At 65.5% G+C, this 23,221-nt stretch carries 19 protein-coding genes; 13 read left to right on the top strand and 6 right to left on the bottom strand.

All coding sequences use genetic code 11. The annotated features are described in order from the left end of the window. Positions 1-100: 100 nt before the first annotated feature. The 7 genes from urtA to QX041_RS13895 all read left to right on the top strand — a co-directional run bounded on the left by urtA (position 101) and on the right by QX041_RS13895 (position 7,068). Positions 101-1,363 carry an urea ABC transporter substrate-binding protein gene (gene urtA / locus QX041_RS13925; protein WP_315750826.1) on the top strand — a complete coding sequence of 421 codons (1,263 nt, stop codon included), beginning with the start codon at positions 101-103 and terminating at the stop codon, positions 1,361-1,363. A gap of 240 nt (positions 1,364-1,603) precedes the next feature. Continuing rightward, the gene (gene urtB / locus QX041_RS13920) at positions 1,604-2,530 is read left to right on the top strand and encodes an urea ABC transporter permease subunit UrtB (RefSeq protein WP_316165667.1); all 927 of its coding nucleotides are present in this window, start codon (positions 1,604-1,606) and stop codon (positions 2,528-2,530) included. A gap of 39 nt (positions 2,531-2,569) precedes the next feature. Then, entirely contained in the window at positions 2,570-3,709 is a 1,140-nt protein-coding gene (urtC, locus tag QX041_RS13915; RefSeq protein WP_315751134.1) for an urea ABC transporter permease subunit UrtC, read from the top strand. 10 nt (positions 3,710-3,719) lie between these two features. Continuing rightward, the gene (urtD, locus tag QX041_RS13910; RefSeq protein WP_316165666.1) at positions 3,720-4,475 is read left to right on the top strand and encodes an urea ABC transporter ATP-binding protein UrtD; all 756 of its coding nucleotides are present in this window, start codon (positions 3,720-3,722) and stop codon (positions 4,473-4,475) included. A gap of 199 nt (positions 4,476-4,674) precedes the next feature. Then, positions 4,675-5,364 (top strand): urea ABC transporter ATP-binding subunit UrtE, encoded by a 690-nt coding sequence (urtE, locus tag QX041_RS13905; protein WP_315751136.1) that lies wholly within the window; start codon positions 4,675-4,677, stop codon positions 5,362-5,364. Positions 5,365-5,400: 36 nt separating this feature from the next. Beyond that, positions 5,401-6,630: a formamidase gene (fmdA, locus tag QX041_RS13900; protein WP_315827910.1), complete on the top strand. Its 1,230-nt coding sequence runs from the start codon at positions 5,401-5,403 to the stop codon at positions 6,628-6,630. A 96-nt stretch (positions 6,631-6,726) separates the two neighbouring features. Beyond that, on the top strand, positions 6,727-7,068 hold the full coding sequence (locus tag QX041_RS13895; protein ID WP_315751138.1) for a zinc ribbon domain-containing protein: 342 nt from the start codon (positions 6,727-6,729) through the stop codon (positions 7,066-7,068). A gap of 29 nt (positions 7,069-7,097) precedes the next feature. On the opposite strand, the gene QX041_RS13890 is transcribed toward QX041_RS13895, so the two are convergent. From QX041_RS13890 to QX041_RS13875, 4 genes are all read right to left on the bottom strand, one after another. After that, positions 7,098-7,922 (bottom strand): MlaD family protein, encoded by an 825-nt coding sequence (locus QX041_RS13890; protein ID WP_316165664.1) that lies wholly within the window; start codon positions 7,920-7,922, stop codon positions 7,098-7,100. A 56-nt stretch (positions 7,923-7,978) separates the two neighbouring features. Beyond that, positions 7,979-8,695, bottom strand: a complete 717-nt coding sequence (locus QX041_RS13885; protein WP_316165663.1) for a DUF1614 domain-containing protein — start codon at positions 8,693-8,695, stop codon at positions 7,979-7,981. 113 nt (positions 8,696-8,808) lie between these two features. Next, the gene (locus tag QX041_RS13880; protein WP_316165661.1) at positions 8,809-9,378 is read right to left on the bottom strand and encodes a class GN sortase; all 570 of its coding nucleotides are present in this window, start codon (positions 9,376-9,378) and stop codon (positions 8,809-8,811) included. A gap of 100 nt (positions 9,379-9,478) precedes the next feature. Continuing rightward, positions 9,479-11,746 (bottom strand): marine proteobacterial sortase target protein, encoded by a 2,268-nt coding sequence (locus tag QX041_RS13875; protein ID WP_316165659.1) that lies wholly within the window; start codon positions 11,744-11,746, stop codon positions 9,479-9,481. 199 nt (positions 11,747-11,945) lie between these two features. On the opposite strand from QX041_RS13875, the gene QX041_RS13870 reads away from it, so the two are divergent. Further along, positions 11,946-12,719: a helix-turn-helix transcriptional regulator gene (locus QX041_RS13870; protein ID WP_316165657.1), complete on the top strand. Its 774-nt coding sequence runs from the start codon at positions 11,946-11,948 to the stop codon at positions 12,717-12,719. Positions 12,720-13,867: 1,148 nt separating this feature from the next. Here the strand turns inward: QX041_RS13870 and QX041_RS13865 are convergent. After that, on the bottom strand, positions 13,868-15,100 hold the full coding sequence (locus tag QX041_RS13865; protein WP_315717056.1) for an ABC transporter substrate-binding protein: 1,233 nt from the start codon (positions 15,098-15,100) through the stop codon (positions 13,868-13,870). Positions 15,101-15,369: 269 nt separating this feature from the next. Between QX041_RS13865 and QX041_RS13860 the strand changes: the two genes are divergently transcribed. The 4 genes from QX041_RS13860 to QX041_RS13845 all read left to right on the top strand — a co-directional run bounded on the left by QX041_RS13860 (position 15,370) and on the right by QX041_RS13845 (position 19,518). Then, a complete protein-coding gene (locus QX041_RS13860; RefSeq protein WP_315751145.1) occupies positions 15,370-16,509 on the top strand; it encodes an acyl-CoA dehydrogenase family protein in 1,140 nt (379 codons plus the stop codon). Positions 16,510-16,723: 214 nt separating this feature from the next. Then, entirely contained in the window at positions 16,724-17,893 is a 1,170-nt protein-coding gene (locus tag QX041_RS13855; protein WP_315717058.1) for an acyl-CoA dehydrogenase family protein, read from the top strand. Then, positions 17,893-18,549, top strand: coding sequence for a glutathione S-transferase family protein (locus QX041_RS13850; protein WP_315751149.1), 657 nt, complete (start codon positions 17,893-17,895; stop codon positions 18,547-18,549). The genes QX041_RS13855 and QX041_RS13850 overlap by 1 nt, the downstream gene beginning before the upstream one ends. Positions 18,550-18,726: 177 nt before the next feature. Continuing rightward, positions 18,727-19,518, top strand: a complete 792-nt coding sequence (locus QX041_RS13845) for an AraC family transcriptional regulator (protein WP_316165654.1) — start codon at positions 18,727-18,729, stop codon at positions 19,516-19,518. Here QX041_RS13845 and QX041_RS13840 read toward each other — a convergent pair. After that, positions 19,488-22,070, bottom strand: coding sequence for a cation-translocating P-type ATPase (locus QX041_RS13840; RefSeq protein ID WP_316165652.1), 2,583 nt, complete (start codon positions 22,068-22,070; stop codon positions 19,488-19,490). The genes QX041_RS13845 and QX041_RS13840 overlap by 31 nt on opposite strands. Positions 22,071-22,256: 186 nt before the next feature. Between QX041_RS13840 and QX041_RS13835 the strand changes: the two genes are divergently transcribed. Beyond that, positions 22,257-23,123 (top strand): 3-keto-5-aminohexanoate cleavage protein, encoded by an 867-nt coding sequence (locus QX041_RS13835; protein WP_315767746.1) that lies wholly within the window; start codon positions 22,257-22,259, stop codon positions 23,121-23,123. Positions 23,124-23,221 lie beyond the last annotated feature (98 nt).

Raw genomic sequence — 23,221 nt, 5'->3', positions numbered from 1 at the left:
CGGTGCAGTATACGCAATCTTGCGTATCCGTGCGTTGCACAAAGCGCGCCATCCTTCGTCTGACCCAACGCGTGTCCTCGAACCAATGAATGGGGTGCTCATGTCAGACGAAACGAAAAAGGGCCTGAAGTCGCCGCTTCGGCGCCAATTGCTGATGGGAATGGCCGCGATCCCGGCGCTGGCCATGATGCCGCGGCCGTCCTTCGGCGCCGGCCCCGCAACCTCCGCTGTCAACACCACCGGCCTTGCAGTCACGGATAGCGAAGTCACCGTCGGTATTCTGCATTCGGTCACAGGCACCATGGCGATCTCCGAGACCGGGTCAGTGCAGGCCGAGAAGCTCGCGATCGAGCAGATCAATGCCGCGGGCGGTGTGCTCGGCCGCAAGATCAAGTACATCCAGGAAGACGGCGCGTCCGACTGGCCGACCTTCGCCGAGAAGGCGAAGAAGCTGCTGGTCAACGACAAATGCGCCGCCGTGATGGGCTGCTGGACCTCCGCCTCCCGCAAGGCGGTGCTGCCGGTGTTCGAGCAGTACAACGGCATGCTGTACTACCCGACCTTCTACGAAGGCCTCGAGCAGTCCAAGAACGTCATCTACACCGGCCAGGAAGCCACCCAGCAGATCATCGCCGGCCTCGACTGGGTCAACAAGACCAAGGGCGCGAAGACCTTCTATCTGCTCGGCTCCGACTACATCTGGCCGCGCACCTCGAACAAGATCGCGCGCAAGCACATCGAGGGCCATCTGCAGGGCTGCAAGGTCGTCGGCGAGGAATACTTCCCGCTCGGCCACACCCAGTTCAATTCGGTCATCAACAAGATCAAGCTGACCAAGCCGGACGTGATCTACGCGATCATCGTCGGCGGCTCCAACGTCGCGTTCTACAAGCAGCTCAAGGCGGCCGGCATCGACATGTCGAAGCAGACGCTGCTCACCATCTCCGTGACCGAGGACGAAATCGACGGCATCGGCGGCGAGAACATCGCGGGCGCCTACGCCTGCATGAAGTACTTCCAGTCGCTCGACAATCCGAACAACAAGGCCTTCGTCGCCGAATTCAAGAAGATGTGGGGCGAGAAGACCGTCATCGGCGACGTGACGCAAGCCGCTTACCTCGGTCCGTGGCTGTGGAAGCTGACGGTGGAAAAGGCCGGCAGCTTCGACATCGACAAGGTCGCCGCCGCCTCGCCTGGCATCGAGTTCAAGGGCGCGCCGGAAGGCTACGTTCGGATCCACGAGAACCACCATCTCTGGTCCAAGACCCGCGTCGGCCGCGCCAAGGCGGATGGTCAGTATGAGCTGATCTACGAGACCGCCGACTTGGTCGAGCCCGATCCGTTTCCGAAGGGCTACCAGTGAGCTGATCTGTCGCGTCTCATAGCAACAGGCGAATGAGATCGCTGATGCTGCTGCGCGGGAAGTGCGCTCCCTCCCCCCTTGTGGGGGAGGGCTGGGGAGGGGGGTACCCCACCCGCAGCTCGGCGCGGAGGCCCCCCTCCCTAGCCCTCCCCCACAAGGGGGGAGGGAACGATCCTGGCTGCGGACACACTGTGCCGGCGCCGATCCATTTTGCAGCAGGGCATCACGAGAGGACGGATCATGTTCGGTGACTATTCCATCGGCGACCTCGGGGCCATCTTCGCGATGCAGGGCTTCGCGGGCCTCATCCTGTTTTCGGTCTATGTGCTGATGGCGCTGGGGCTTGCCATCATCTTCGGCCAGATGGGCGTCATCAACATGGCGCATGGCGAGTTCATGATCCTCGGCGCCTACGTCACCTGGATGACGTCGAACGCCTTCCAGCATTTCCTGCCCTCGTTGTTTCCTGGCTACTTCTTCGTCGCGATGATCTTCGCCTTCATCGCCTCCGGATCCCTCGGCATGCTGGTCGAGTGGGCGATGATCCGCCGTCTCTACAGGCGGCCACTCGACACGCTGCTCGCCACCTGGGGTCTCAGCCTGATCCTGCAGCAGGCCTATCGTTCCGTGTTCGGCGCGCGCGAGGTCGGCGTCGAGTTGCCGGATTGGATGATGGGCTCTTGGCAGGCGACCGACGCCATCCAGATCCCAATCAACGGCATGTTCGTGATGTGCTTGACCATCCTGATCACGATCGTCGTGGCCTACGTGCTGTTCCTGTCGCGCTGGGGCAAGCAGGTGCGCGCTGTGGTGCAGAACCGCGTCATGGCGGGCGCCGTCGGCATCAACACCGAGAAAGTCGACCGCTACACCTTCGGCCTCGGCTGCGGCATCGCCGGGGTCGCGGGCTCCGCCTTCACCATGATCGGCTCGACCGGTCCGACCGCCGGACAGCTCTACATCGTCGATACGTTCCTGGTCGTCGTGTTCGGCGGCGCCGCCAGCCTGCTCGGTACCATCGCATCGGCCTTCACCATCTCCCAGGCGCAGTCGACCATGGAGTTCTTCATGTCCGGCTCGATGGCCAAGGTGCTCACGCTGTTGGCGATCGTCGCGATCCTGATGCTGCGCCCCCAGGGGCTGTTTGCCCTGAAGGTCCGCAAGTAGCCGAAACGCGCAGGGAATAGGGAATCAGAAGGCACGGTCATGATCATCAACACGCGCTTCTTCAACCGCTCCGAGCTCATCGGCTTCGCTTCGCTGCTGCTGCTGCTCGTCGTCATCCTGCCGCTGGCACTCGACATCTTCCGCCTCAACCTCGTCGCGAAGTATCTGACGTATTCCTTCGTCGCGATCGGCCTGGTGCTGTGCTGGGGCTATGGCGGCATTCTCAGCCTCGGGCAGGGCGTGTTCTTCGGCCTTGGCGGCTACTGCATGGCGATGTTCCTCAAGCTGGAAGCCTCCAGCGTCGCCAACACCAAGATCCAGTCGACGCCGGGCATTCCGGACTTCATGGACTGGAATCAGCTGACGCAGCTGCCGTTCTTCTGGAAGCCGTTCCAGAGCTTCCCGTTCGCGCTCGCCGCGATCATCCTGGTGCCGGCGATCTTCGCCTTCATCATCGGCGCTGCGATGTTCAAGCGGCGGGTCGGCGGCGTGTACTTCGCAATCATCACCCAGGCGATCGCGGCGATCATGACGATCCTGATCGTGGGACAGCAGGGCTACACCGGCGGCATCAACGGCATCACCGACCTGCGCACGCTGCACGGCTGGGACATCCGCACCGACCACGCCAAGTACATCCTCTACTTCGTCGAGGTGTTCTTCCTGTTCGCAGCGATCCTCGTCGCCCAGTTCATCCGGCTGACCAAGCTCGGCCGCATCCTGGTGGCGATGCGTGAGCAGGAGGACCGGGTCCGCTTCTCCGGCTACAGCGTCGCCAATTTCAAGATCTTTGCTTTCTGCGCGGCCGCCGTGTTCGCCGCAGTCGGCGGCGCGCTGTTCACCTTGGAAGTCGGCTTCATGTCGCCGTCCTTCGTCGGCATCGTGCCGTCGATCGAGATGGTGATCTACACCGCGGTCGGCGGCCGGCTCTCGATCTTCGGCGCGGTCTACGGCTCGCTCCTCGTCAACTTTGCCAAGACCAGCCTCTCGGAGACGTTCCCGCAGCTCTGGCTGTTTGGCCTGGGAGCGCTGTTCATCGCCGTCGTCCTCGCTTTCCCAAACGGCCTCGCCGGCATCTGGGGCGACTACGTGCAGCCGCGCATCGACAAGCTGCTGGCCTCCCGCACCAAGAAATCCGGCAATGGCGGCCTCGTCGCCAACGGCGCCCCCGCAGAGTGAGGACACAGCGATGCTCATCGGTCATCAGCCCAAGGAATTCCTGCTCGCGGTTGAAGCGCTCACCGTGTCGTTCGACGGCTTCAAGGCGGTCAACGATCTCTCCTTCTATGTCGAGGAGAACGAGATCCGCGTGATCATCGGCCCCAACGGTGCCGGCAAGACCACTGTGCTCGACCTCATCTGCGGCAAGACCAAGGCGACCTCGGGCTCGATCCAGTTCCGCGGCAAGGAGCTGACCAAGCTGCGCGAGAACGAGATCGTCAAGGCCGGCGTCGGCCGCAAGTTCCAGACGCCGTCGGTGTTCGAGGATCTCACCGTGTTCGAGAATCTCGAGATCTCGTTTCCGCGCGGTCGCACCGTTTTCGGCTCGCTGATTTTCCAGCGTGACGCCGCAGTCAAGGATCGCGTCGAGGAGGTCGCCGAGATGATCTTCCTCAAGGATCGTCTCAAGACCTCGGCGGCCGTGCTCAGCCACGGTCAGAAGCAGTGGCTCGAGATCGGCATGCTGCTGATCCAGAACCCGGACCTTCTGATGCTCGACGAGCCCGTCGCCGGCATGAGCGTCAGCGAGCGCGCCAAGACCGCCGAGCTGCTGAATCGCATCATCAAGGACCGCTCGGTGCTGGTGATCGAGCACGACATGAAGTTCGTCGAGGACATCGCTCACAAGGTCACCGTGTTGCACCAGGGCCAGATCCTGTCCGAAGGCACGATGGAGCGAGTCAAGAACGACCCCAAGGTCGTCGAAGTCTATCTGGGGCACTGAGCCGATGCTCGGAAAATCGCTCGATCCACACCCTCGCTGCGCCGCCCTCCCCCTTGCGGGGAGGGGTCGGGGGGGGTCCACACGGGCAGTCTCGCCCGGAGCCCCCCCTCCCCAACCCTCCCCCACAAGGGGGGAGGGAGCTTAGTGCCAATGCCGCTCGATCGGCCGTCTCACTCCCTCTTGCATAGGAAGATATCCGATGCTCGCAATCTCCGATCTCCATGTCGCCTATGGCCAGAGCGAGGTGCTGCATGGCCTGAACGTCAAGGTCGCGCCCAACGAGATCGTTGCGATCATGGGGCGCAACGGCATGGGCAAGACCACGCTGATGAAGTCGCTGATGGGCATCCTTCCGGCCAAGAGCGGTTCGATCGCGATGGACGGCGCCGAGCTCGCAAGCCTGAAGAGCTATGAGCGTGTCGCCAAGGGCCTCGCTTACGTGCCGCAGGGCCGCATGATCTTCTCGACCATGACGGTGAAGGAGAACATCGAGACCGGGCTCGTCGTGTCCGGCGGGTCCGAGGTGCCCGGCGACATCTACGAGCTGTTCCCGGTGCTGCTGGAGATGAAGGGACGCCGTGGCGGCAATCTCTCCGGCGGCCAGCAGCAGCAGCTCGCGATCGCGCGCGCGCTCGCCACCAAGCCGAAGGTGCTGCTGCTCGACGAGCCGACCGAGGGCATCCAGCCGTCGATCATCAAGGAGATGGCGCGCACCCTGAAGCGCATCCGCGACGAGAAGGGGCTGTCGATCGTCGTCTCCGAGCAGGTGCTGAGCTTTGCGCTCGACATCGCCGACCGCGTGCTGGTGATCGAGAACGGCGAGATCGTCCGCGACGATCCGCGCGACCAGGTCGATGCTGCGCAGGTCTCGAAATATCTGTCCGTCTAACCACTCCGTGCAAGCAAGTAACAAGGGGAGCTTCTGATGCCTGACACACTGATCAAGGTCGATCTGACCAAATCGGCCTACGAGAACGACAAGGTGCACAATCGCTGGCACCCTGACATTCCGATGGTGGAGTGGGTCAATCCGGGTGACGACTTCATCATCGAGACCTATGACTGGACCGGCGGCTTCATCAAGAACAACGACTCCGCCGACGACGTGCGCGACATCGATTTGTCGATCGTGCACTTCCTGTCGGGCCCGATCGGTGTCAAGGGCGCCGAGCCGGGCGACCTCCTGGTCGTCGACCTGCTCGATGTCGGTCCGCTGAAGGAGAGCCTGTGGGGCTTCAACGGCTTCTTCTCCAAGCAAAACGGCGGCGGCTTCCTGACCGACCATTTCCCGCTGGCGCAGAAGTCGATCTGGGACATCAAGGGCCTCTACACCTCGTCGCGCCACGTGCCCGGCGTGAACTTCGCTGGCCTCATCCATCCCGGCCTGATCGGCTGTCTGCCCGATCCGAAGCTGCTCGCCACCTGGAACGAGCGTGAGAATGCGCTGATCGCCACCAACCCGACCCGCGTGCCCGGCCTCGCCAACCCGCCGTTCGCACCGACCGCGCATGCCGGCCAGGCCAAGGGCGACGTCAAGGCCAAGATCGGCGCCGAGGGCGCCCGCACGGTGCCGCCGCGCGAGCATGGCGGCAATTGCGACATCAAGGACCTGTCGCGCGGCTCGAAGATCTACTTCCCGGTCTACGTGCCCGGCGGCGGCCTCTCGATGGGCGACCTGCATTTCAGCCAGGGCGACGGTGAGATCACCTTCTGCGGCGCCATCGAGATGGCGGGCTGGCTGCACATCAAGGTCGACGTCATCAAGGATGGTGTGGCGAAGTACGGCATCAAGAACCCGATCTTCAAGCCGTCGCCGATCACGCCCAATTATCGCGACTACCTGATCTTCGAGGGCATCTCGGTCGATGAGACCGGCAAGCAGCACTATCTGGACGTCCACATCGCCTATCGCCAGGCGTGTCTCAACGCCATCGAGTACCTGAAGAAGTTCGGCTACTCCGGCGCCCAGGCCTATTCGATCCTCGGCACCGCGCCGGTGCAGGGCCACATCTCCGGCGTGGTCGACGTGCCCAACGCCTGCGCCACCTTGTGGCTGCCGACCGAGATCTTCGACTTCGACGTGATGCCGTCGTCGGCGGGTCCGATCAAGCACATCAAGGGCGACATCCAGATGCCGATCTCGCCGGACAAATAGCGGTCTCCCTGCGCGATGGGTGCGGGACGGCAGCGTATCGGCCGCCCCGCATCCGCCGCGTGAGATGGAGACGATTGTTGCGCAGGAGACGAGACGATGCCGGTCTATGAATATCTCTGTGATGCATGCGGTCCGTTCACGGACATGCGTCCGATGGCGGAATGTGATGAGCCGCAGGTCTGTCCACAATGCCAGGACATGGCGCCGCGCGTGATCCTCACCGCGCCCGCCTTCGCCTGCATGCCGGCGGAGCGGCGCACGGCGCATGCCACCAACGAGCGCAGCCGTCACGCGCCGCAGACGGTGGCCGAGTACAAGGCCAAACACGGTGCAGGCTGCGGCTGCTGCGGGCCTAAGAAATCGCCGCGGCTGATGACCAAGACCAGGAGCGGCGCCAAGGGCTTTCCGACGGCGCGGCCCTGGATGATCAGCCACTGAACGAACGCGAGGGGCGGCGCGTCCGCCCCTCAGCGTGACGCCGGCACGCGGCGCGGACCCGGACCCGCCGGCTGGCCGCCGAACTTGACGCTCATCGCGTTGGCGCCGTCGCTGATGTCGACCAGCGTCTTGCGGCTGTCGTCGATCACCTTGGCAGATTTGCGCTTGAAGCCGTCGACCAGCTCGCGCATCGACTTGATCTGGTCGAACAGCTGGCCGGGATTGCCGTCGGCAAATCCGGGAATGGCGCCGTCGATCTTGGTCACGAGCGTGTCGAAGCCCTTGAAGATGTCCTCGGCCTTGTCGATCGCGGAATCGAACGCCGCGGTCTTGGCCTGCAGCGAGGCGGTCTCGCTCTCGAAGCTCTGTAGCGCCTCCTTGATGGCCGGCGCATTGCTGACGACGTATTTGTCGATGTTGTGCACCGTCTCGACCATCGTCTCCTGGTCCTTGAGATCGGCCGTCAGCACCGGCACGCCGTCGCGATCGAGCGGCACCGGCGGCGCCGTCGGCGCGCCGCCGACCAGCGAGATCGCGGCGATGCCGGTCAGGCCCTGGAACTCGATGCCGGCGGTGGTGTCCTTGCGGATCGGCGCGGACTTGTCGAGCGTGATCATGGCAACGATCTTGCGCGGGCTTTCCAGATTGATCGACAGGATCTGCCCGGCCTGCACGCCGTCGAAATTGACCGGGCCGCCCTTGCGCAGGCCCGCCGCCGAGCCGCCGTCGAACACGACGCGCATCATGCTGCGCTGCTCGGCAATGCGATGCTTCTGCTTGATCAGGACGCCGCTGATCCCGGCCGCGACGGCCGCGATCGTCAGGGTTCCCACGATGAGATTGATCGCGCGCATTCCGTGCCCACTGCTGTCTCGCTCGATTTTAGCCGCTATGTCTCCCGGTTGAAAGCTCAGCGCGCAAGGCCCGGCCGGGAGGGCGCGGCGAGGCCGGCCAGCAGCACCGCCAGGATACCGGTGAGAAAAATGCCATCGAACGTCCCGGCACCGCCGATCGAGGCCACGGGCGCGCCGAGGCTGCCGATCTTGTCGAGGTTCATCAGGTCGGCGCCGACCAGCGTGCCCATCGAGCCGCCGATATAGGCCAGCGGCGCGGCATATTCGCGCGACAGCAGGAACGCCAGGATCGCGGTCACGACAACCGGCGCGAACACCGGCACGGCGATGCCGACGCCCTGCACCGGCGTCGCCATCGCGTGGATGATCACGGCGATCACCAGCACCGCGATCGCGGCGCGCAGCCAGAGCTGGTAGCGCAGCATGAGATAGGTCGACATGATCGTCGGGATCACGGCGCCGCCGACATTCACAGCGAGCAGCGTGCCGGGCCATTGATGCACCAGCGGCACGACATATTGCATGCCGAAAAAGTCGATGATCTCGCCGGAGCGCGCGACCTGCCCGGGCAGCATGGTGATCGGAATGTTGAAATAGCTGCCGACCAGCGAGCCGAACAGCAGCAGCATCGCGGTGCCCGAGCTGACGCCGAGCTTCATGTAGGCGTAGCGCAGGATGCCGAGCTGGATCAGGACGATCAGGACGCCGAACGCCAGCACCAGGATGGCGAAGAAGGCCGGCGTGATTGGCAGATACTGGACCTGGGAATGCATGTCGGAAGCGCTTGGGTGTGAGCCTTGCTGAGCCCGTGGGATCATCCCACGGGAGCGGCAGGGTGACAAATGGGCATTCGTCGCCTGGTTCCCAAGAGCGGCCATGCTCGTGTTCATTCGCCCGCAGCGATCATTGTGGCGTGCAGCACATAACGCTCCGGCCCCTGTGTCAGGGCGTCGAATGGCCAGCAGGTCGACAGCACCAGTTCGGCGCTGTCGGTCCCTGGATCGATCCCCGAGGCATCGAAGCGCACCACACGGGCGGCGTCGGCGCGATAGCGGAACGTCTTGCCGTCACGCCTGACGATGTCGATCTCGTCGCCGATTTTGATGTCGCGCAGGAAGCGGAAATGCGTGTCGCGGTGCGCGGAGTACACCACGACGCCCGGCTCGCCCGGCTCGGCGCTGCCTTCGACATGGCCGGCACCGAAGGCGAGCGCCTGGCCGCTGGAGCCGGCCAGCGCGATGGTGGAGACGCCGAGGCGCTTCACTTCGATGCGCGCCACCGGGACGGTGTCGGCCCAGGACCACGGCTTCACCGGATGGCCTGTAGCGATGGTTTGGCTGAACGCGCGGTCGAGCAGCGCTTGCGCGAGAACGGCCTTGGCGTGGATGAAGGCGCCGTGGCCGAACAGGATGACGCCGATCAGTGCTATCGCGAGAGGGATGAGGAAGCGGGGCATTGTCTCTCCTCCCGTCATTGCGAGGAGCGAAGCGACGGAGCAATCCAGAGTCGGGTCCTGAGCCCTGGATTGCTTCGTTTCGCTCGCAATGACGTGCTCCTTAGTTGGCAACTCGCCGCCTGATCGCGACCAGCCAGATCAGTTCGAGCATCAGCACGCCCAACCCGAGCAGCATGCTCAGCTCGGCATCGGTCGCCGTCTTCGGCAGGGTGATCGTCGCGGGCGACGCTGGCACCACCGGTCGCTTCACCGCGGCGAGCTGGACGTCGCCGTTGGCCTCAGCGCGGCGCTCGTTCTGCATTGCCGGCACCCGGCCGTGCTCGCCGAACACCTTCTCGAAGTCCCAGCCGGCCGGCAGGTTGATCGGCAACTCGGCGAGCCTCAGCGGCTCGCCGTCGGGACGGCGCGGCGTCTTGTCGACGGCGACGAGGCTGGTCAGGCGCGTCACCAACTGATGCTCCAGCGCCAGCTTGAGAATGGCGCCGTCGGCTTCCTCCGGCGTCATCTGCCGCATGGTCCTGGCCACCTCGGCGTCGCCGATCTTGCGCCGCGCCCACAGCTTTGAGAGGCCCTTGCCCTCGGCGGCGCCGGACAGCGGCAACGTGATGGTCCATGGCTGGTCGCCGATGCGGCCCCTGAGCTGCAGCGATCCGGCGAGACGGTCGATCTTGGCGGCGAGCACGAGCGGCTCGTTGCGATAGACGTCCGGCAGCACGGCTGGCGTGAGATCGGCGGAGGCCTCCGAGAAGCTCGCGCTGAGCCCGGTCACGATCGGGTTCTCGAGCTTGGCGAAGAGATCGCGCATGCGCCCCTCGACCTGCTCGACCGAGCCGATATGGGTGAAGGCGCCGCGGCCAAGCTCTGAGGCGCGGGTCATCAGATAGGTGTTCGGCGCCGAGCCGATGCCGACCATGAAGATGCGCGAGCGGCCGCGCATTGCGGTAATGGTCTCGAATAGCTGCTGCTCGTTGCCGATGGCGCCATCGGTGAGGAATACCACCTGTCGCACGCGGTCGCTGTCGCTGCCATCATCGGTCAGCGCCGCGCGCATCGCCGGCACCATCTCGGTGCCGCCGCGCGCGTCCAGCGAACTCACGAAGCTGGTGGCGCTGCCGACATGCTCGGCATCGGCCGGCACCGAGGCGGGGAAGAGCACCGTCATGGTGTCGTCGAAGCGGATCACGTTGAAGCGATCGTTCGGCTGCAGCCGTCCCAGCGCATAGAGCAGGCTGGCCTTGGCCTGGCGGATCGAGGTGCCGCCCATCGAGCCGGAATTGTCGATCACGAAGATGACGTCGCGCGGCTGCGGGCGCTGCGCCGTTGCAGCCACCGCCGGCGGCGTGACGAAGGCGAGCAGATAGTCGGCGTCGCCGACCTGCTCGTGAAACAGCCCGACCGACGGCATCGTCGCAGCGGCCGGCTTCCAGGTCAGCTCGAAGTCGCGGTCGGCCGGCACCACGCCCTCGGCCAGGGTGACGACTCGCGTCTTCGCATCGGGGCTGTCGATCGTCACCTGGTGATGGTGGCTCTTGACCTCGCCGAGCGCGAAGCCGGCCTGCAGCCGCACCGCGATCCTGGTTGGATTGACCGGGTCATTCTTGGCCGGATCGAGCACCTCCGGGGAGATGCGGTTGCGGTCCGGTACCGGATCGTTCGCAGCGGCGCCCCAGCCGTTGCTATCCGGGCGCAAATCGACGCTCTGCACGATCGGCGCCGGATTGTAGCGCGGCGCGACGACCAGCGGCACCCGCAGCGAAAATTCGCCGCCACTCTGTGCCACCGGCTGCTGATATTCGATCTGCACCAGCACGGTTTCGCCGGGGCCGATATTGGCGAGCGAGTTGGTGAAGATGTTCGGCCGCTCCTGCTCGGTCAGCGCCGCGGTCTTGCCGTCGCGCTTGGCCTGCTCGTAGATCACCTTGGCCTGTTCGCGCGGCTTGATGTCGCCGACCACGACGCGGTCGCCGACGAGCATCTTCAGCGTGTCCACCGCGCTGTCCGGCGGCAGCGGATAGACATAGACCGCCTCCATCCATTGCGAGCTCGTGTTCTTGAACAGTTGCGTCACGCGCGCCCGCGCCGTCGGCCCTGACACGACGATATCGACATCGATGCCGAGCCGCGGCGCCTCGGCGTAACCGGCGTCGCTCTTGAACAGCAGCGCCCCGGAGCGGGCATCGCCCGGCTTGGTCAGCGGCGCCAGCGGCCCTTCGGCGGACCAGCCAGGGGTGACGCTGAGAAACAGCGCCGTGAAGCCGACCAGCAGCACGGCGGCGGCCTGCAGCAGCAGGAATAGCAGCATGGTCACGATCCACGACCGGACCGGATGGGTGCTGCTTCTGATATCGTGGTCCATAGTCTCGCTCATCATTGGCTCCGCAACGAACAATTTCGGCATGCCGACACTGAGCGCAGCGCGTCAGCGCCGCGAGCGGAATGGTCGGTCTTGTTCGGCCGCCGCCCGCCTGCGCATGTCGGTGGTGGTCGAGAGCGCGGCTGATCTGTCCGGGTTTGTGCTGATTTGTCCGTCTGCTAGAAGAGGTACGCATCACGCGGCAGGGGACAGGATGTCGATACCGGACAACAGCGAGCTTTCCGACGAACAGAGCCGGCAGGTCGCGGAGACCATCCGCGAGGAGATCGCGCGGCGCCGGATGTCGCGGCAGGCGCTGGCGGAGCAGGCCAAGCTGAGCCTCTCGACCCTGGAGAAGGCCCTCGGCGGCCGCCGCCCGTTCACGCTCGCCACCATCGTCCGGCTCGAGCAGGCGCTCGGCATGTCCCTGCGCAAGGCGCCGAGCGCAGCTCTCGCCGCACCTGCCGCAAGCGGCGGCATTGCACCCGACAGCCTCGGCTCCTATTCGCGGCGGGCTGTGGAGTGGATCGAGGGCACCTACGTCACCTTGCGGCCGTCATTCGGCGACAAGGACGCCGTCTATGCGTACCGCACCGACATCGTCTGGGACGATGCGGCGTCGTCGCTGGTGTTTCGCGAGAGCGCGCGGCTCGATGCGGCGTTCACGCAGTTCGGCGAGGTCGCCGTGCCCAACCAGTCCGGCTTCGTCTACCTCGTCACCAACCGCCACGGCCAGCACCGGCTGATCACGGTGTCGCGTCCCACCATCACCGGCGAGATGTACGGCATCATCACGACGCTGCTGGCGGGCCGCGGCTCGCTGCTGACCCCGATCGCCGCGCCGATCGCGTTGCTGCCGTTGCGCAACGTGGTGGAGCCCAGCTTCGGGCGGCTGGGCGCTGACGATCCGCACTATCCGCTGTATCGCGAGCACCTGCGCAAGACGGTCGAGGAGCCGTTCGCGCTGTTCGTGCAGGGCGTGCCGTGACGTGTTGGGCGCAAAACTCACCACCGTCATTGCGAGGAGCGAAGCGACGAAGCAATCCAGAGTCGCGCACTCAGCCTGGATTGCTTCGCTTCGCTCGCAATGACGGAGCATGTGGGGGGCGACATCGCCTCAACGCACCCCCGTCATCCCGGCGAACGCCGTGATCCATAACCACAGGCCGTGGGTTGAGGCAGGATAGTCATGAGCATCTCGCACATCGCATCCGTCACGGCGTATGGGCCCCGGATCGGCGCCGCGACGTGCTGGCGCACGTCACGGCTTGTCCGGGACGACGGGAGGGGAGATCGGATTCACATCTCAAACAGCGCGAACGTTGCGAGCAATTCGGGCCTCAGCAACGCTCGGAAATTGTGAAAGAGGGGCACAAAGATACGGTCTCGCGGCGGGTGACGCCCGAGCTATGCGACCGGTTCGTCCCTCCTGAAAGTGCAGAGGGCGCAGGGAATGCCGGGTGAAGGCCTCACCCATGGCCCGCCTGCGAAAAGAATGCAGGCGGCAGGTACCACAGGCAAAGCCGAGCACGCCGGCATTCCCTGCGCGATGGGTTGAACGCTTATACGCAGTCTCCCTGGTGCGCCGGCTTGTTGGCCACCATGGCGACAATGCGCTTGCGCGCATTGCGCTGGACACCAGCTTCGGGGTGTCAGGACGCTGCGACTTCACGTCCGCGAGCGATCGTTCGTCCGCGCCCTCGTGAGAAGACGCTGCGATCTCTCGCGGCCACCGCATCCCCGCCTCGCGTGTCGTGACGATCGCGCGCAACGCCCCTCTGCGGTGAGGCGGGATGTCGAGAGATGATCATGGATTCGGAAAAATAGCAAGAAGTTTTTGGATGGCAGAATGTTGCGTCACGGGCAGTCTGCTCCCCTCCCTCCTTGCGGGGAGGGGTCGGGGGTGGGGGTCCACGAAGACCGCTCGAAGTATTGGGGTGATGAGAAGGAATTGTTCTGGGGGGTGGTTGCGGCGCCGAAATGCGCTGTGCCCTTCACGGCCTTTGGAGTGCGGAGACCCCCACCCCCAACCCCTCCCAAGGGGGAGGGGAGCCGATCGTCGGCGTAGAGAGAGGGGGGCTCAAGCGATGCGGCGCGCCGTTGGACGATTCCGAGTGAGGCGCCGCAGCGACGCTGCTATCCCCCGACATCCGCGCTGATGATGTCGCCGAACAGATCCCACTTGCCGCCCTTGAACTGCATCATCTTGAGCTGCTCGATCGGGGCGAAATCGTTCGGGCCGGTGTTGACCTTGATGCCCGGGATCAGGGTATCCGGCGCGAAGTCCTTGAGGCTGGCGGCCTGCTTCATGACATTGTCGCGGGTGAGAGTGTCGCCGCACTGTTTCAGGGTCTGCACCATGGTCTGGGCCGCGGCATAGCCATAGGCGAGGTTGGCGTCGGAGATGTTGGCGCCCGGCATGTACTTGTCGATGAAGGCCATGAACTTCTTCATGCCCTCGTCGTCCTTCCACTGGGGGTCCGACGGATCCTTGAGATAGCCGGCGGACAGCACGCCCTCGGACGCCTCGAGGCCGGCCGGCTTCATCACCGCGCCGATCGAGATCGAGACGTCGGTCATCAGATGCATCGGCTTCCATTCCAATTCGGCGATCTTCTTGATCGCCTGCGCCGCGAATTTCGGCGTCGAGATGTTGACGAACACGTCGGCGCCGGTGCCCTTGAGCTTGACGATGTGGGAGTCGATCGACGGCTCGGTGGTCTCGTAGCTCTCCTCGGCGACGATCATGGTCTTGGCCTTGTCGCCGAGCACCTCCTTGATGCCGAGGACGTAGTCCTTGCCGAAATCGTCATTGGCATAGAAGATCGCGATCTTCGCGTTCGGCTTCTCCTTGAGGATGTACTTGGCGAAGATCCGCGCCTCGACGCGGTAGCTCGGCTGGAAGCCCATGGTCCAGGGGAATTCCTTCGGGTCGTTCCATTTGCTGGCGCCGGTGGCCAGGAACAGCTGCGGCACCTTCTTGGCGTTGTGATATTTCTGCACGGCGGTCTGGGTCGGCGTGCCCAGCGCGTTGAACACCAGGAACACCTCGTCGCTCTCGATCAGCTTGCGCACCTGCTCGACCGTCTTCGGCGGGCTGTAGCCGTCGTCATAGGAAATGAAGTTGATCCGGCGGCCGTTGATGCCGCCCTGATCGTTGATCATCTTGAAATAGGCCTCCTCGGTCTTGCCGATGATGCCGTAGGCCGAGGCCGGGCCGCTATAGGCCTCGACGTTGCCGATCCTGATCTCGGTGTCGGTGGCGCCGGTGTCGTATTTCTTTTGCGCAAGCGCGCTCTGGCTCGCCAGTACGGAAAAGGCGGCCGCGGCCGCGAATGAGAGCAGTGTCCTGGTCGTCATCGGCAACATTCCCTGGGCTTCCTCTGGTTGAATTTTCGTGATTGTCGTTCTTGTTCTTGGCTTGCGGCGATGGCGACCATGGAAGGCCGCTCACGGCAACGAGTGGGCAGATGTGTGCAATGCACTGTCTTGCGTCCAGGCGCTGGCCCCGGGAGGCCGGCCGGGCCGACCGGGCGCGCCGCAGGTGATTTTGCCGGTCAGCCACTCCACGCAAGTTGATGCGGGCGTTTCCGGCGCATCTTCGGAAGCGCACGAAGCAGGATGCTCCCGGCACCGCCATGACGAAAAGCCCGTTCTACACGGCCGAGCACGAGGCCTTCCGCGACGTCATCAAGCGCTTCGTCGACAAGGAGATCGCGCCGTTCGCGAGCGCGTGGGACGAGGCCGGAGAATTTCCGCGCGCGCTGTATCTGAAGGCGGCGGAGATCGGCCTGCTTGGGCTCGGCTTCCCGGAGGAATTCGGCGGCGTGCCGGCCGACCAGTTCATGAAGATCGTGTCGTCGCAGGAACTGGCGCGTGCGGGTGCCGGAGGCATCAGCGCCAGCCTGATGAGCCATACGATCGGCGCGCCGCCGATCGCGCGCGCCGCGCAGCCGCAGGTGAGGGCGCGCGTGCTGCCGGAGATTCTGGCTGGGCGCAAGATCTCGGCGCTGGCGATCACGGAGCCGAGCGGTGGCTCAGACGTTGCCAATCTCAGGACCCGGGCCGTCCGCAACGGCGATCACTATGTCGTCAGCGGCGAGAAGACATTCATCACCTCCGGGATGCGGGCCGACTACATCACGGTCGCGGTGCGCACCGGCGGACCGGGGCCGGCGGGCGTCAGTCTGCTGCTCGTGCCGGGCGACACGCCGGGGCTGACGCGCACCAGGCTCGACAAGATGGGCTGGTGGGCGTCGGACACCGCGACCCTGCATTTCGACGGCTGCCGCGTGCCCGTCGAGAACCTGATCGGAGAGGAGGGGCAGGGCTTCAAGCTGATCATGCACAATTTCAACAGCGAGCGGATGGGCATGGCGGCGAGCTGCACGGCCTACGCCCGTGTCTGCCTCGACGATGCGATTGCCTACGCCAAGGAGCGCCAAACCTTCGGCAAGCCGCTCGCGCAGCACCAGGTCATCCGCCATAAGCTGGTCGACATGGCGCAGCGCGTGGCGGCATCGCAGGCGATGCTGGAAATGCTGGCGTGGCGGCTCGAACAGGGTGACAATCCGGTCGCCGAGATCTGCATGATGAAGAACCAGGCGACGCAGACGATGGCCTACTGCGCCTCCGAAGCCGTGCAGATCTTCGGCGGCGCCGGTTTCATGCGGGGTGTCCGCGTGGAACGGATCTATCGCGAGGTCAAGGTCAACGCCATCGGCGGCGGCACCGAGGAGATCATGAAGGACCTGGCGAGCCGGCAGATGGGATTGTGACGCGTGCCTCCCGCGCGCGTCATTCCGGGGCAGCCCGCAGGGCTGAACCCGGAATCTCGAGGTTGTTGCAACGAACGCAAAGCAATCTCTGGATTCCGGGTTCAAGGCCTGCGGCCTTGCCCCGGAATGACGAGCGTGACTCAGTCAAATGAGACCATATCGAGATTCCCGGTTCGGTCGCTCGCGATCGCTCCGGAATGACAGGGAATGAAACATGCTCTTCTCCGCCGACCACGACGAACCGCGCCGCATCCTGCAGAAGTTCATCGCCGCCGAGATCAATCCTCACGTCGACGAATGGGAGGAAGCCGGCATCTTCCCCGCGCATGAGCTGTTCAAGAAGCTCGGTGACCTCGGCTTTCTCGGCCTCAACAAGCCGGTCGAGTTCGGCGGCCAGGGGCTGGACTATTCCTACGCGCTGATGATGGCGGAAGAGCTCGGCGCCATCAATTGCGGCGCGATCCCGATGGCGATCGGCGTGCAGACCGACATGGCGACGCCGGCGCTGGCGCGGTTCGGCTCCGACGAGGTGCGCAAGGAGTTCCTGGCGCCCGCGATCTCAGGCGACTACGTCGCCTGCATCGGCGTCTCCGAGCCCGGCGCGGGCTCCGATGTCGCCTCGATCAAGACCCAGGCCCGCGGCGATGGCGACGACTACGTCATCAATGGCGGCAAGATGTGGATCACCAACGGCACCCAGGCCGATTTCATCTGCCTGCTCGCCAACACCAGCGACGGACCTGTCCATCGCAACAAGTCGCTGATCTGCGTGCCGATGAAGAGCAAGGGCGTGCAGGTCGCGCGCAAGCTCGACAAGATGGGCATGCGCTCGTCGGATACCGCGCAGATCTTCTTCGACAACGTCCGGGTGCCCAAGCGCAACCGCATCGGCGAGGAGGGGCAGGGTTTTACTTATCAGATGATGCAGTTCCAGGAGGAGCGACTGTGGGCGGGCGCCGCCTGCCTGAAGGCGCATGAGTCCATCATCAACGCGACCATCGAGTACACGCGCAACCGCAAGGCCTTCGGTCGCTCGATCCTCGACAACCAGGTCGTCCATTTCAAGCTCGCGGAAATGCAGACCGAGGTCGAGCTGCTGCGCGCGCTGACCTACCAGGCCGCGGAGGCGCTGATCGCCGGCGAGGACGTGACGCGGCTCGCGACCATGGTGAAGCTCAAGACCGGCCGGCTCGGCCGCGAGCTCACCGACGCCTGCCTGCAATATTGGGGCGGCATGGGCTTCATGAACGAGACCCCGGTCAGTCGCGCCTATCGCGATTCGCGCCTGAGCTCGATCGGTGGCGGCGCCGACGAGGTCATGTTGACCATCCTGTGCAAGATGATGGGGACTTTGCCCGGCACCGGCAAAGCCGGGAGCGCCTGATGATCACGCTGTATCATTGCGACGGCGCCCGCTCGTTTCGCCCGTTGTGGATGCTGGAAGAACTTCGACTTAACTACGAGTTGAAGATGCTGCCGTTCCCGCCGCGGGTGCTGGCGAAGGAGTATCTGGCGATCAATCCGCTCGGCACGATCCCGTTCATGATCGACGGCGAGACGAAGATGACGGAGTCCTCGGGCATCTGCCATTATCTCGGCATCAAGCACGGCCCGACGCCGCTGATGGTCGGGCCTGAGGAAAAGGACTACGGCGCGTTCCTGAACTGGATGTATTTCTCCGACGCCACGCTGACGTTCCCGCAGACGCTGGTATTGCGATACACTCAGCTCGAGCCGGAGGAGCGTCGCTCGCCGCAGGTCGCCACGGATTATGCCAAGTGGTTCCTGGGACGGCTGCGCGCCGTGGAGGCAGCGACCGCGAATGCCGAGTTCTTGTGCGGGGGTCGTTTCACCGCGGCCGACATCGTGATCGGCTATGCATTGCGTCTCGCAGACACGCTTGGGCTCGCCAAGGATTTTGGGCCGAATGTGGCTGCCTATTGGGTGCGATTGCAGCAGCGCGAGGGCTATCAGCGGGCACGCGCCGCCGAGCAGCGCGCGGGCGTGGAGCAGGGCATCGAGCCGCGGGTAAGGCCGTAGCTTTGGGCACGTCATTCCGGGGCGATGCTCACGCGCGCCCCGGAATGACGATCATCTCGGATCGGTGAGTTAACCGCGACAAAAATCGGCAATCGTCGCCGATGACAGGGGCGCGAATTGCGCTATGGTTCTTCTCCAAAGAAGCGGCCGACAGAGCCGCGCCTCAGGAGGAAGACCATGGATGTGACCCGCCGGGACTCCGGCCATCTCATGCTGATCACGCCCGAGCGCGTCTTCTACGCCGGGCTGCTCGGCCGTCCGCGCCAGCGCTGCTCGGGCGCGTGCCATATCTACGTCGCGCTCACCGGCAGCCTGCGGCTGATTCCCGACGGCGGCGAGGAGCGTTGCGGCGAGCTGCTGGTCGTGCCGCCCAACAGGCCGCACACGATCGAGAGTGACTATCGGACCGTCATCGTCGTAACGATCGAGCCGGAGAGCGTGCCGATCGGCACCTTGGATCGCTTCGCGAGCAAGGTCTCCCGCGAGGCGGAGGCCTATGCTGGCCGCATCCGCGCCGCCTATGAGGAGCTGGTGCAGCGGCCGCTGAGCGGCGACGTCACCAGCGCCGTGTTCGACCGGCTGTGCTTCGGCGAGGTGCTGCCGCAGCGGACGCTCGATCCGCGCGTGGTCAAGGCGATCGCGCTGATCAGCCGCTTCTCCGGCGAGCCGGCGACGGCCGAGAGCTGCGCCGCCGCCGTCGGGCTCTCGACGTCGCGCTTCCTGCATCTGTTCAAGGAGGAGACCGACATCTCCTTCCGCTCGTTCCGCGCCTGGAAGCGCGCGCGGCATCTGCTCAACTACGCCAACCAGGACCTCAACCTGGCGCATCTCGCGCAGGACATCGGTTATCCGGATTCCACGCATTTCAGCCACTCGATCCGGCGCTTCTACGGGCTGAAGCCGCGCGCGATCTTCTCCGGCTCGCGCGATCTCGCGATCTACCGCGCCGGCGAGGTCGCCTTGACCTGACCTTTCCTGGCTGCGTGCCGCGCGAGCGCGGCGCGCAGCGGAAACTTCGACAGTTCGAGCAGGATCAGCGTGGTCAGCGCGGCTGTCGCGGTCAGCGCGAGATCGTCGGCGTGCAGCGGTCCGAACCGGAACAGCGCCGCGGCGGCGGGCAGCGTCAGGCTGGTCGCGAGCACGGCGACGACGAAGCCGATCACCAGCAGCAGCATGCGGTTCGGCCGCAGCAGCGCCTCGCGCAGCGAGCTCGAGAACGAGCGGTTGACGAAGATCAGGCTGACGATCACCGACACCAGGGTGAAGAACACCAGCGCGCGGAGCTCGTCGTCCGGCATGCCGTTGCGGTGTGCCAGCAGCAGGACGCCGCCGGTGGTGAGCATAGCCAGGATGCCCTGCAGCGCCCCCCACAGCACCAGCGGCCGCGGCAGCAATGGCTCCTGCGGATCGCGCGGCGGCCGCCGCATGATGTCGCTTTCCTCGGTCTCGGCCTCGAACACCAGCGAACAGACGGGATCGATGATCATTTCGAGAAAGGCGATGTGCACGGGTCCGAGCAGCAGCGGCAGGCCCGTGACGAGCGGCAGCAGCGCCAGCCCGGCGATGGGAAAGTGCACGGCGAGGATGAAGCTCATCGCCTTGCGCAGATTGTCGTAGATGCGCCGGCCGAGCCGGATCGCCTTGACGATCGAGCCGAAATCATCGTCGAGCAGCACGATCGCCGAGGCCTCGCGCGCGACGTCGGTGCCGCGGCCGCCCATCGCGATGCCGATATGCGCGGCCTTGAGCGACGGCGCATCATTGACGCCGTCGCCGGTCATCGCGACGATCTCGCCGTCGGCCTTGAGCGCGGTGACGATGCGCAGCTTCTGCTCCGGCATGATGCGCGCGAACGCCGTCGGCGCGCGCGCCGCAAGCGCCAGGGCGTCGTCGTCGAGATCGGCAAGCTCGGGGCCCGCGATGACGCGCTCGGGATCGATTCCGGCCTGCCGCGCAATGGCGGTGGCCGTCGCGGGATAGTCGCCGGTGATCATGATGACGCGGACGCCGGCGGAGCGGCACTCGGCGACGGCATCCTTCACCTCCGGACGCAGCGGGTCGGCGAAGCCGACGAGACCGCGGAACGAGAACGCGAAGTCCTGCTGTGTGTCGGGGAGCGCCTCGCCGCTCCAGCTCGCCTGGGCGACGCCGAGCACGCGCAGGCCCTCGGCGGCGAGCGTCTCGACGCGCGCCTGCAGCGCCGCCAGCTCGCCGCCATCGACGCCGCAGAGCGATGCGATCGCTTCCGGCGCGCCCTTGGCCGCAGCGACGCCGGCGCCGTCGCGCGACCAGACGTTGGTCATCGCCAGCAGGTCGGGGCGCAGACCGTAGCGCCGCTGCAACGTGGCGCCCGCGGTGGCGTCGGCGCCGAGCGCGTGCAGCGCCTGCTCCATCGGATCATGCGACTGCGGGTCGCAGGCGAGCACGGCGGTGGCGACGAGATCGCGGAAGGGCGGTGTGATGGCATCCGGCGTCGCCGTCGCAGGCTGCAGCGCGCCGCCGTCCGGCAGCACCAGCCGGGCCACCATCATGCGGTTCTGCGTCAGCGTGCCGGTCTTGTCGGTGCACAGCACGGTGGCGGCGCCGAGCGATTCGATCGCCGAAGCGCGCCGCGTCAGCACCCGCGCCTGCGAGATGCGCCAGGCGCCCATCGCCAGAAACACCGTCAGCACCACCGGGAATTCCTCCGGGAGCATCGACATGCCCAGCGCGATGCCGGCGAGGATTCCCTCCAGCCAGCCGCCGCGGTACACCGCATAGAGCACGACCGTGACCGCAACCACGATGGCGCCGGCGATCGCGAACGCCAGCACCAGGCGCCGGGTCTGCTGCCGCAACCGCGGCGTCTCGGTCTCCAAGGCGGTCACCGACTGGCCGATCCTGCCGATCGCCGTGTGCGGCCCGGTCGCCATCACCTCGGCAATGCCGCCGCCGCGCACCACCAGGCTGCCGGAGAACACGAAGGGCTGGTCGTCGCCGCCGGCCACGGTTGCCGCGTCCATCGCTTCGCCGGCGGCCGGCCGCTTGCGCACCGGCACGGATTCGCCTGTCAGCAACGATTCATCTGTCAGCAGATCGTCGCATTGCCGCAGCACCGCATCGGCTGCGACGCGATCACCTTCCGCCAGCACGATGAGATCGCCGCGCACCACCTCGCGGCCGGCGATGCGGATGCGCTCGCCGTCGCGGATCACCAGGGCGCGCGGGCTTGACAGGTCGCGCAGCGATTCCAGCACGCGCTCGGTCCGCGCCTCCTGCACGATGGTGATGAAGACGGAGGCCGAGGCGAACACGCCGAGCAGCATCGCTTCCGCCGCGTCGCCCAGCGCGAGATAGATGCCGGCGCCGCCCAGCAGCAGGAGAAGCATCGGTTCCTTCAGAACGTCTGCGACGAGGCGCAGGATCGAGCGCGAGCCCGGCTGCGGCAGCTCGTTGAAGCCTTCCGTCCGCAGCCGGCGCGCTGCCTCCGCCGCGCTCAAGCCATTGGGAAACATCGGCGCAGGTTGTGGGTCGATCGACATTGCACGCCCGTGAGGAGAAGCAGGAACCGCTTAGCGCCGTTTCCGGCCGCGGACTTGATGCAAAGCAATATCCGGTTGCGCCGCATGTCACCAGCGAGTCAACGCAAGCAGATCCCGGCGTGCGGCCGTCATATACGGACCCTGTCAGCACAGCGCCGCCTGCGCGGAGCCCATCGAACGAGTGCCATGAGCGACAAAGCCGTCATCACCTGCGCGCTGAACGGCGTGCTCACCGATCCCAGGCAGCACCATGTGCCGGTCACGCCCGAGGAGATGGCGCGCGAGGCGCGGCGCGCCTATGACGCGGGTGCTGCGATCATGCACATCCATCTGCGCCAGCAGGCGCCGGGCAAGGGGCATCTGCCGTCCTGGGACGTCGACGTCTCCCGCGAGATCCAGCAGGCGATCCGGGAGGCCTGTCCCGGCGTGATCATCAATCACACCTCGGGCGTGTCGGGACCGAACTATCAAGGCGCGCTCGACTGCATCCGGCAAACCCGGCCGGAGATCGCGGCCTGCAATGCCGGCTCGCTGAACTATCTGAAGGTCAAGGCCGACAACAATTGGGCCTGGCCGCCGATGATGTTCGACAACTCGGTCGAGAAGATCCAGGACTATCTCGCCGCGATGAAGGACGCGCACACGATCCCGGAATTCGAATGCTTCGATGTCGGCATCGTCCGCTGCGTCGGCATGTATCGCCAGGCCGGCATGTATGACGGCCCGCTCGAATACAACTTCGTGATGGGCGTCGCGTCCGGCATGCCGGCCGATCCCGAGCTGCTGCCCATCCTGCTCAAGCTGAAGCTGCCGGAAGCGCACTGGCAAGTCACGGCAATTGGCCGGGCGGAGATCTGGCCGCTGCACCAGCGCTGCGCCGAGCTCGGCGGCCATCTCCGCACCGGGCTGGAGGACACGTTCTATCTCGCCGACGGCACCAAGGTGACCTCGAACGGCCAGCTGATCGAGGCCATCGCGGCGTGCGCGCGGCGCGCCGGCCGCGAGATCGCAAGCCCGGCCGAGGCGCGGCAGATGTTCGGCACGGTGAACTGACGCAGGCAGACGCCGTCATTGCGAGCGCAGCGACGCAATCCAGAGTTCTGCACGACGCCCTGGATTGCTTCGTCGCCTTCGGCTCCTCGCAATGACGT

Source organism: Bradyrhizobium sp. SZCCHNRI2009 (genome assembly GCF_032485115.1).
GTDB lineage: Bacteria > Pseudomonadota > Alphaproteobacteria > Rhizobiales > Xanthobacteraceae > Bradyrhizobium.
The sequence above is the reverse complement of the archived record's forward strand: the minus strand, read 5'-3'. Positions and strand labels throughout refer to the sequence as shown.

Coding starts and splice junctions, on each gene's coding strand:
- fmdA (WP_315827910.1), top strand. CDS start 5,401: ATGCCTGACACACTGATCAAGGTCGATCTGACCAAATCGGCCTACGAG.
- QX041_RS13865 (WP_315717056.1), bottom strand. CDS start 15,100: ATGTTGCCGATGACGACCAGGACACTGCTCTCATTCGCGGCCGCGGCC.
- QX041_RS13890 (WP_316165664.1), bottom strand. CDS start 7,922: ATGCGCGCGATCAATCTCATCGTGGGAACCCTGACGATCGCGGCCGTC.
- urtA (WP_315750826.1), top strand. CDS start 101: ATGTCAGACGAAACGAAAAAGGGCCTGAAGTCGCCGCTTCGGCGCCAA.
- QX041_RS13840 (WP_316165652.1), bottom strand. CDS start 22,070: ATGTCGATCGACCCACAACCTGCGCCGATGTTTCCCAATGGCTTGAGC.
- urtD (WP_316165666.1), top strand. CDS start 3,720: ATGCTCATCGGTCATCAGCCCAAGGAATTCCTGCTCGCGGTTGAAGCG.
- urtC (WP_315751134.1), top strand. CDS start 2,570: ATGATCATCAACACGCGCTTCTTCAACCGCTCCGAGCTCATCGGCTTC.
- QX041_RS13895 (WP_315751138.1), top strand. CDS start 6,727: ATGCCGGTCTATGAATATCTCTGTGATGCATGCGGTCCGTTCACGGAC.
- QX041_RS13850 (WP_315751149.1), top strand. CDS start 17,893: ATGATCACGCTGTATCATTGCGACGGCGCCCGCTCGTTTCGCCCGTTG.
- urtE (WP_315751136.1), top strand. CDS start 4,675: ATGCTCGCAATCTCCGATCTCCATGTCGCCTATGGCCAGAGCGAGGTG.
- QX041_RS13835 (WP_315767746.1), top strand. CDS start 22,257: ATGAGCGACAAAGCCGTCATCACCTGCGCGCTGAACGGCGTGCTCACC.
- urtB (WP_316165667.1), top strand. CDS start 1,604: ATGTTCGGTGACTATTCCATCGGCGACCTCGGGGCCATCTTCGCGATG.
- QX041_RS13845 (WP_316165654.1), top strand. CDS start 18,727: ATGGATGTGACCCGCCGGGACTCCGGCCATCTCATGCTGATCACGCCC.
- QX041_RS13885 (WP_316165663.1), bottom strand. CDS start 8,695: ATGCATTCCCAGGTCCAGTATCTGCCAATCACGCCGGCCTTCTTCGCC.
- QX041_RS13855 (WP_315717058.1), top strand. CDS start 16,724: ATGCTCTTCTCCGCCGACCACGACGAACCGCGCCGCATCCTGCAGAAG.
- QX041_RS13880 (WP_316165661.1), bottom strand. CDS start 9,378: ATGCCCCGCTTCCTCATCCCTCTCGCGATAGCACTGATCGGCGTCATC.
- QX041_RS13875 (WP_316165659.1), bottom strand. CDS start 11,746: ATGAGCGAGACTATGGACCACGATATCAGAAGCAGCACCCATCCGGTC.
- QX041_RS13870 (WP_316165657.1), top strand. CDS start 11,946: ATGTCGATACCGGACAACAGCGAGCTTTCCGACGAACAGAGCCGGCAG.
- QX041_RS13860 (WP_315751145.1), top strand. CDS start 15,370: ATGACGAAAAGCCCGTTCTACACGGCCGAGCACGAGGCCTTCCGCGAC.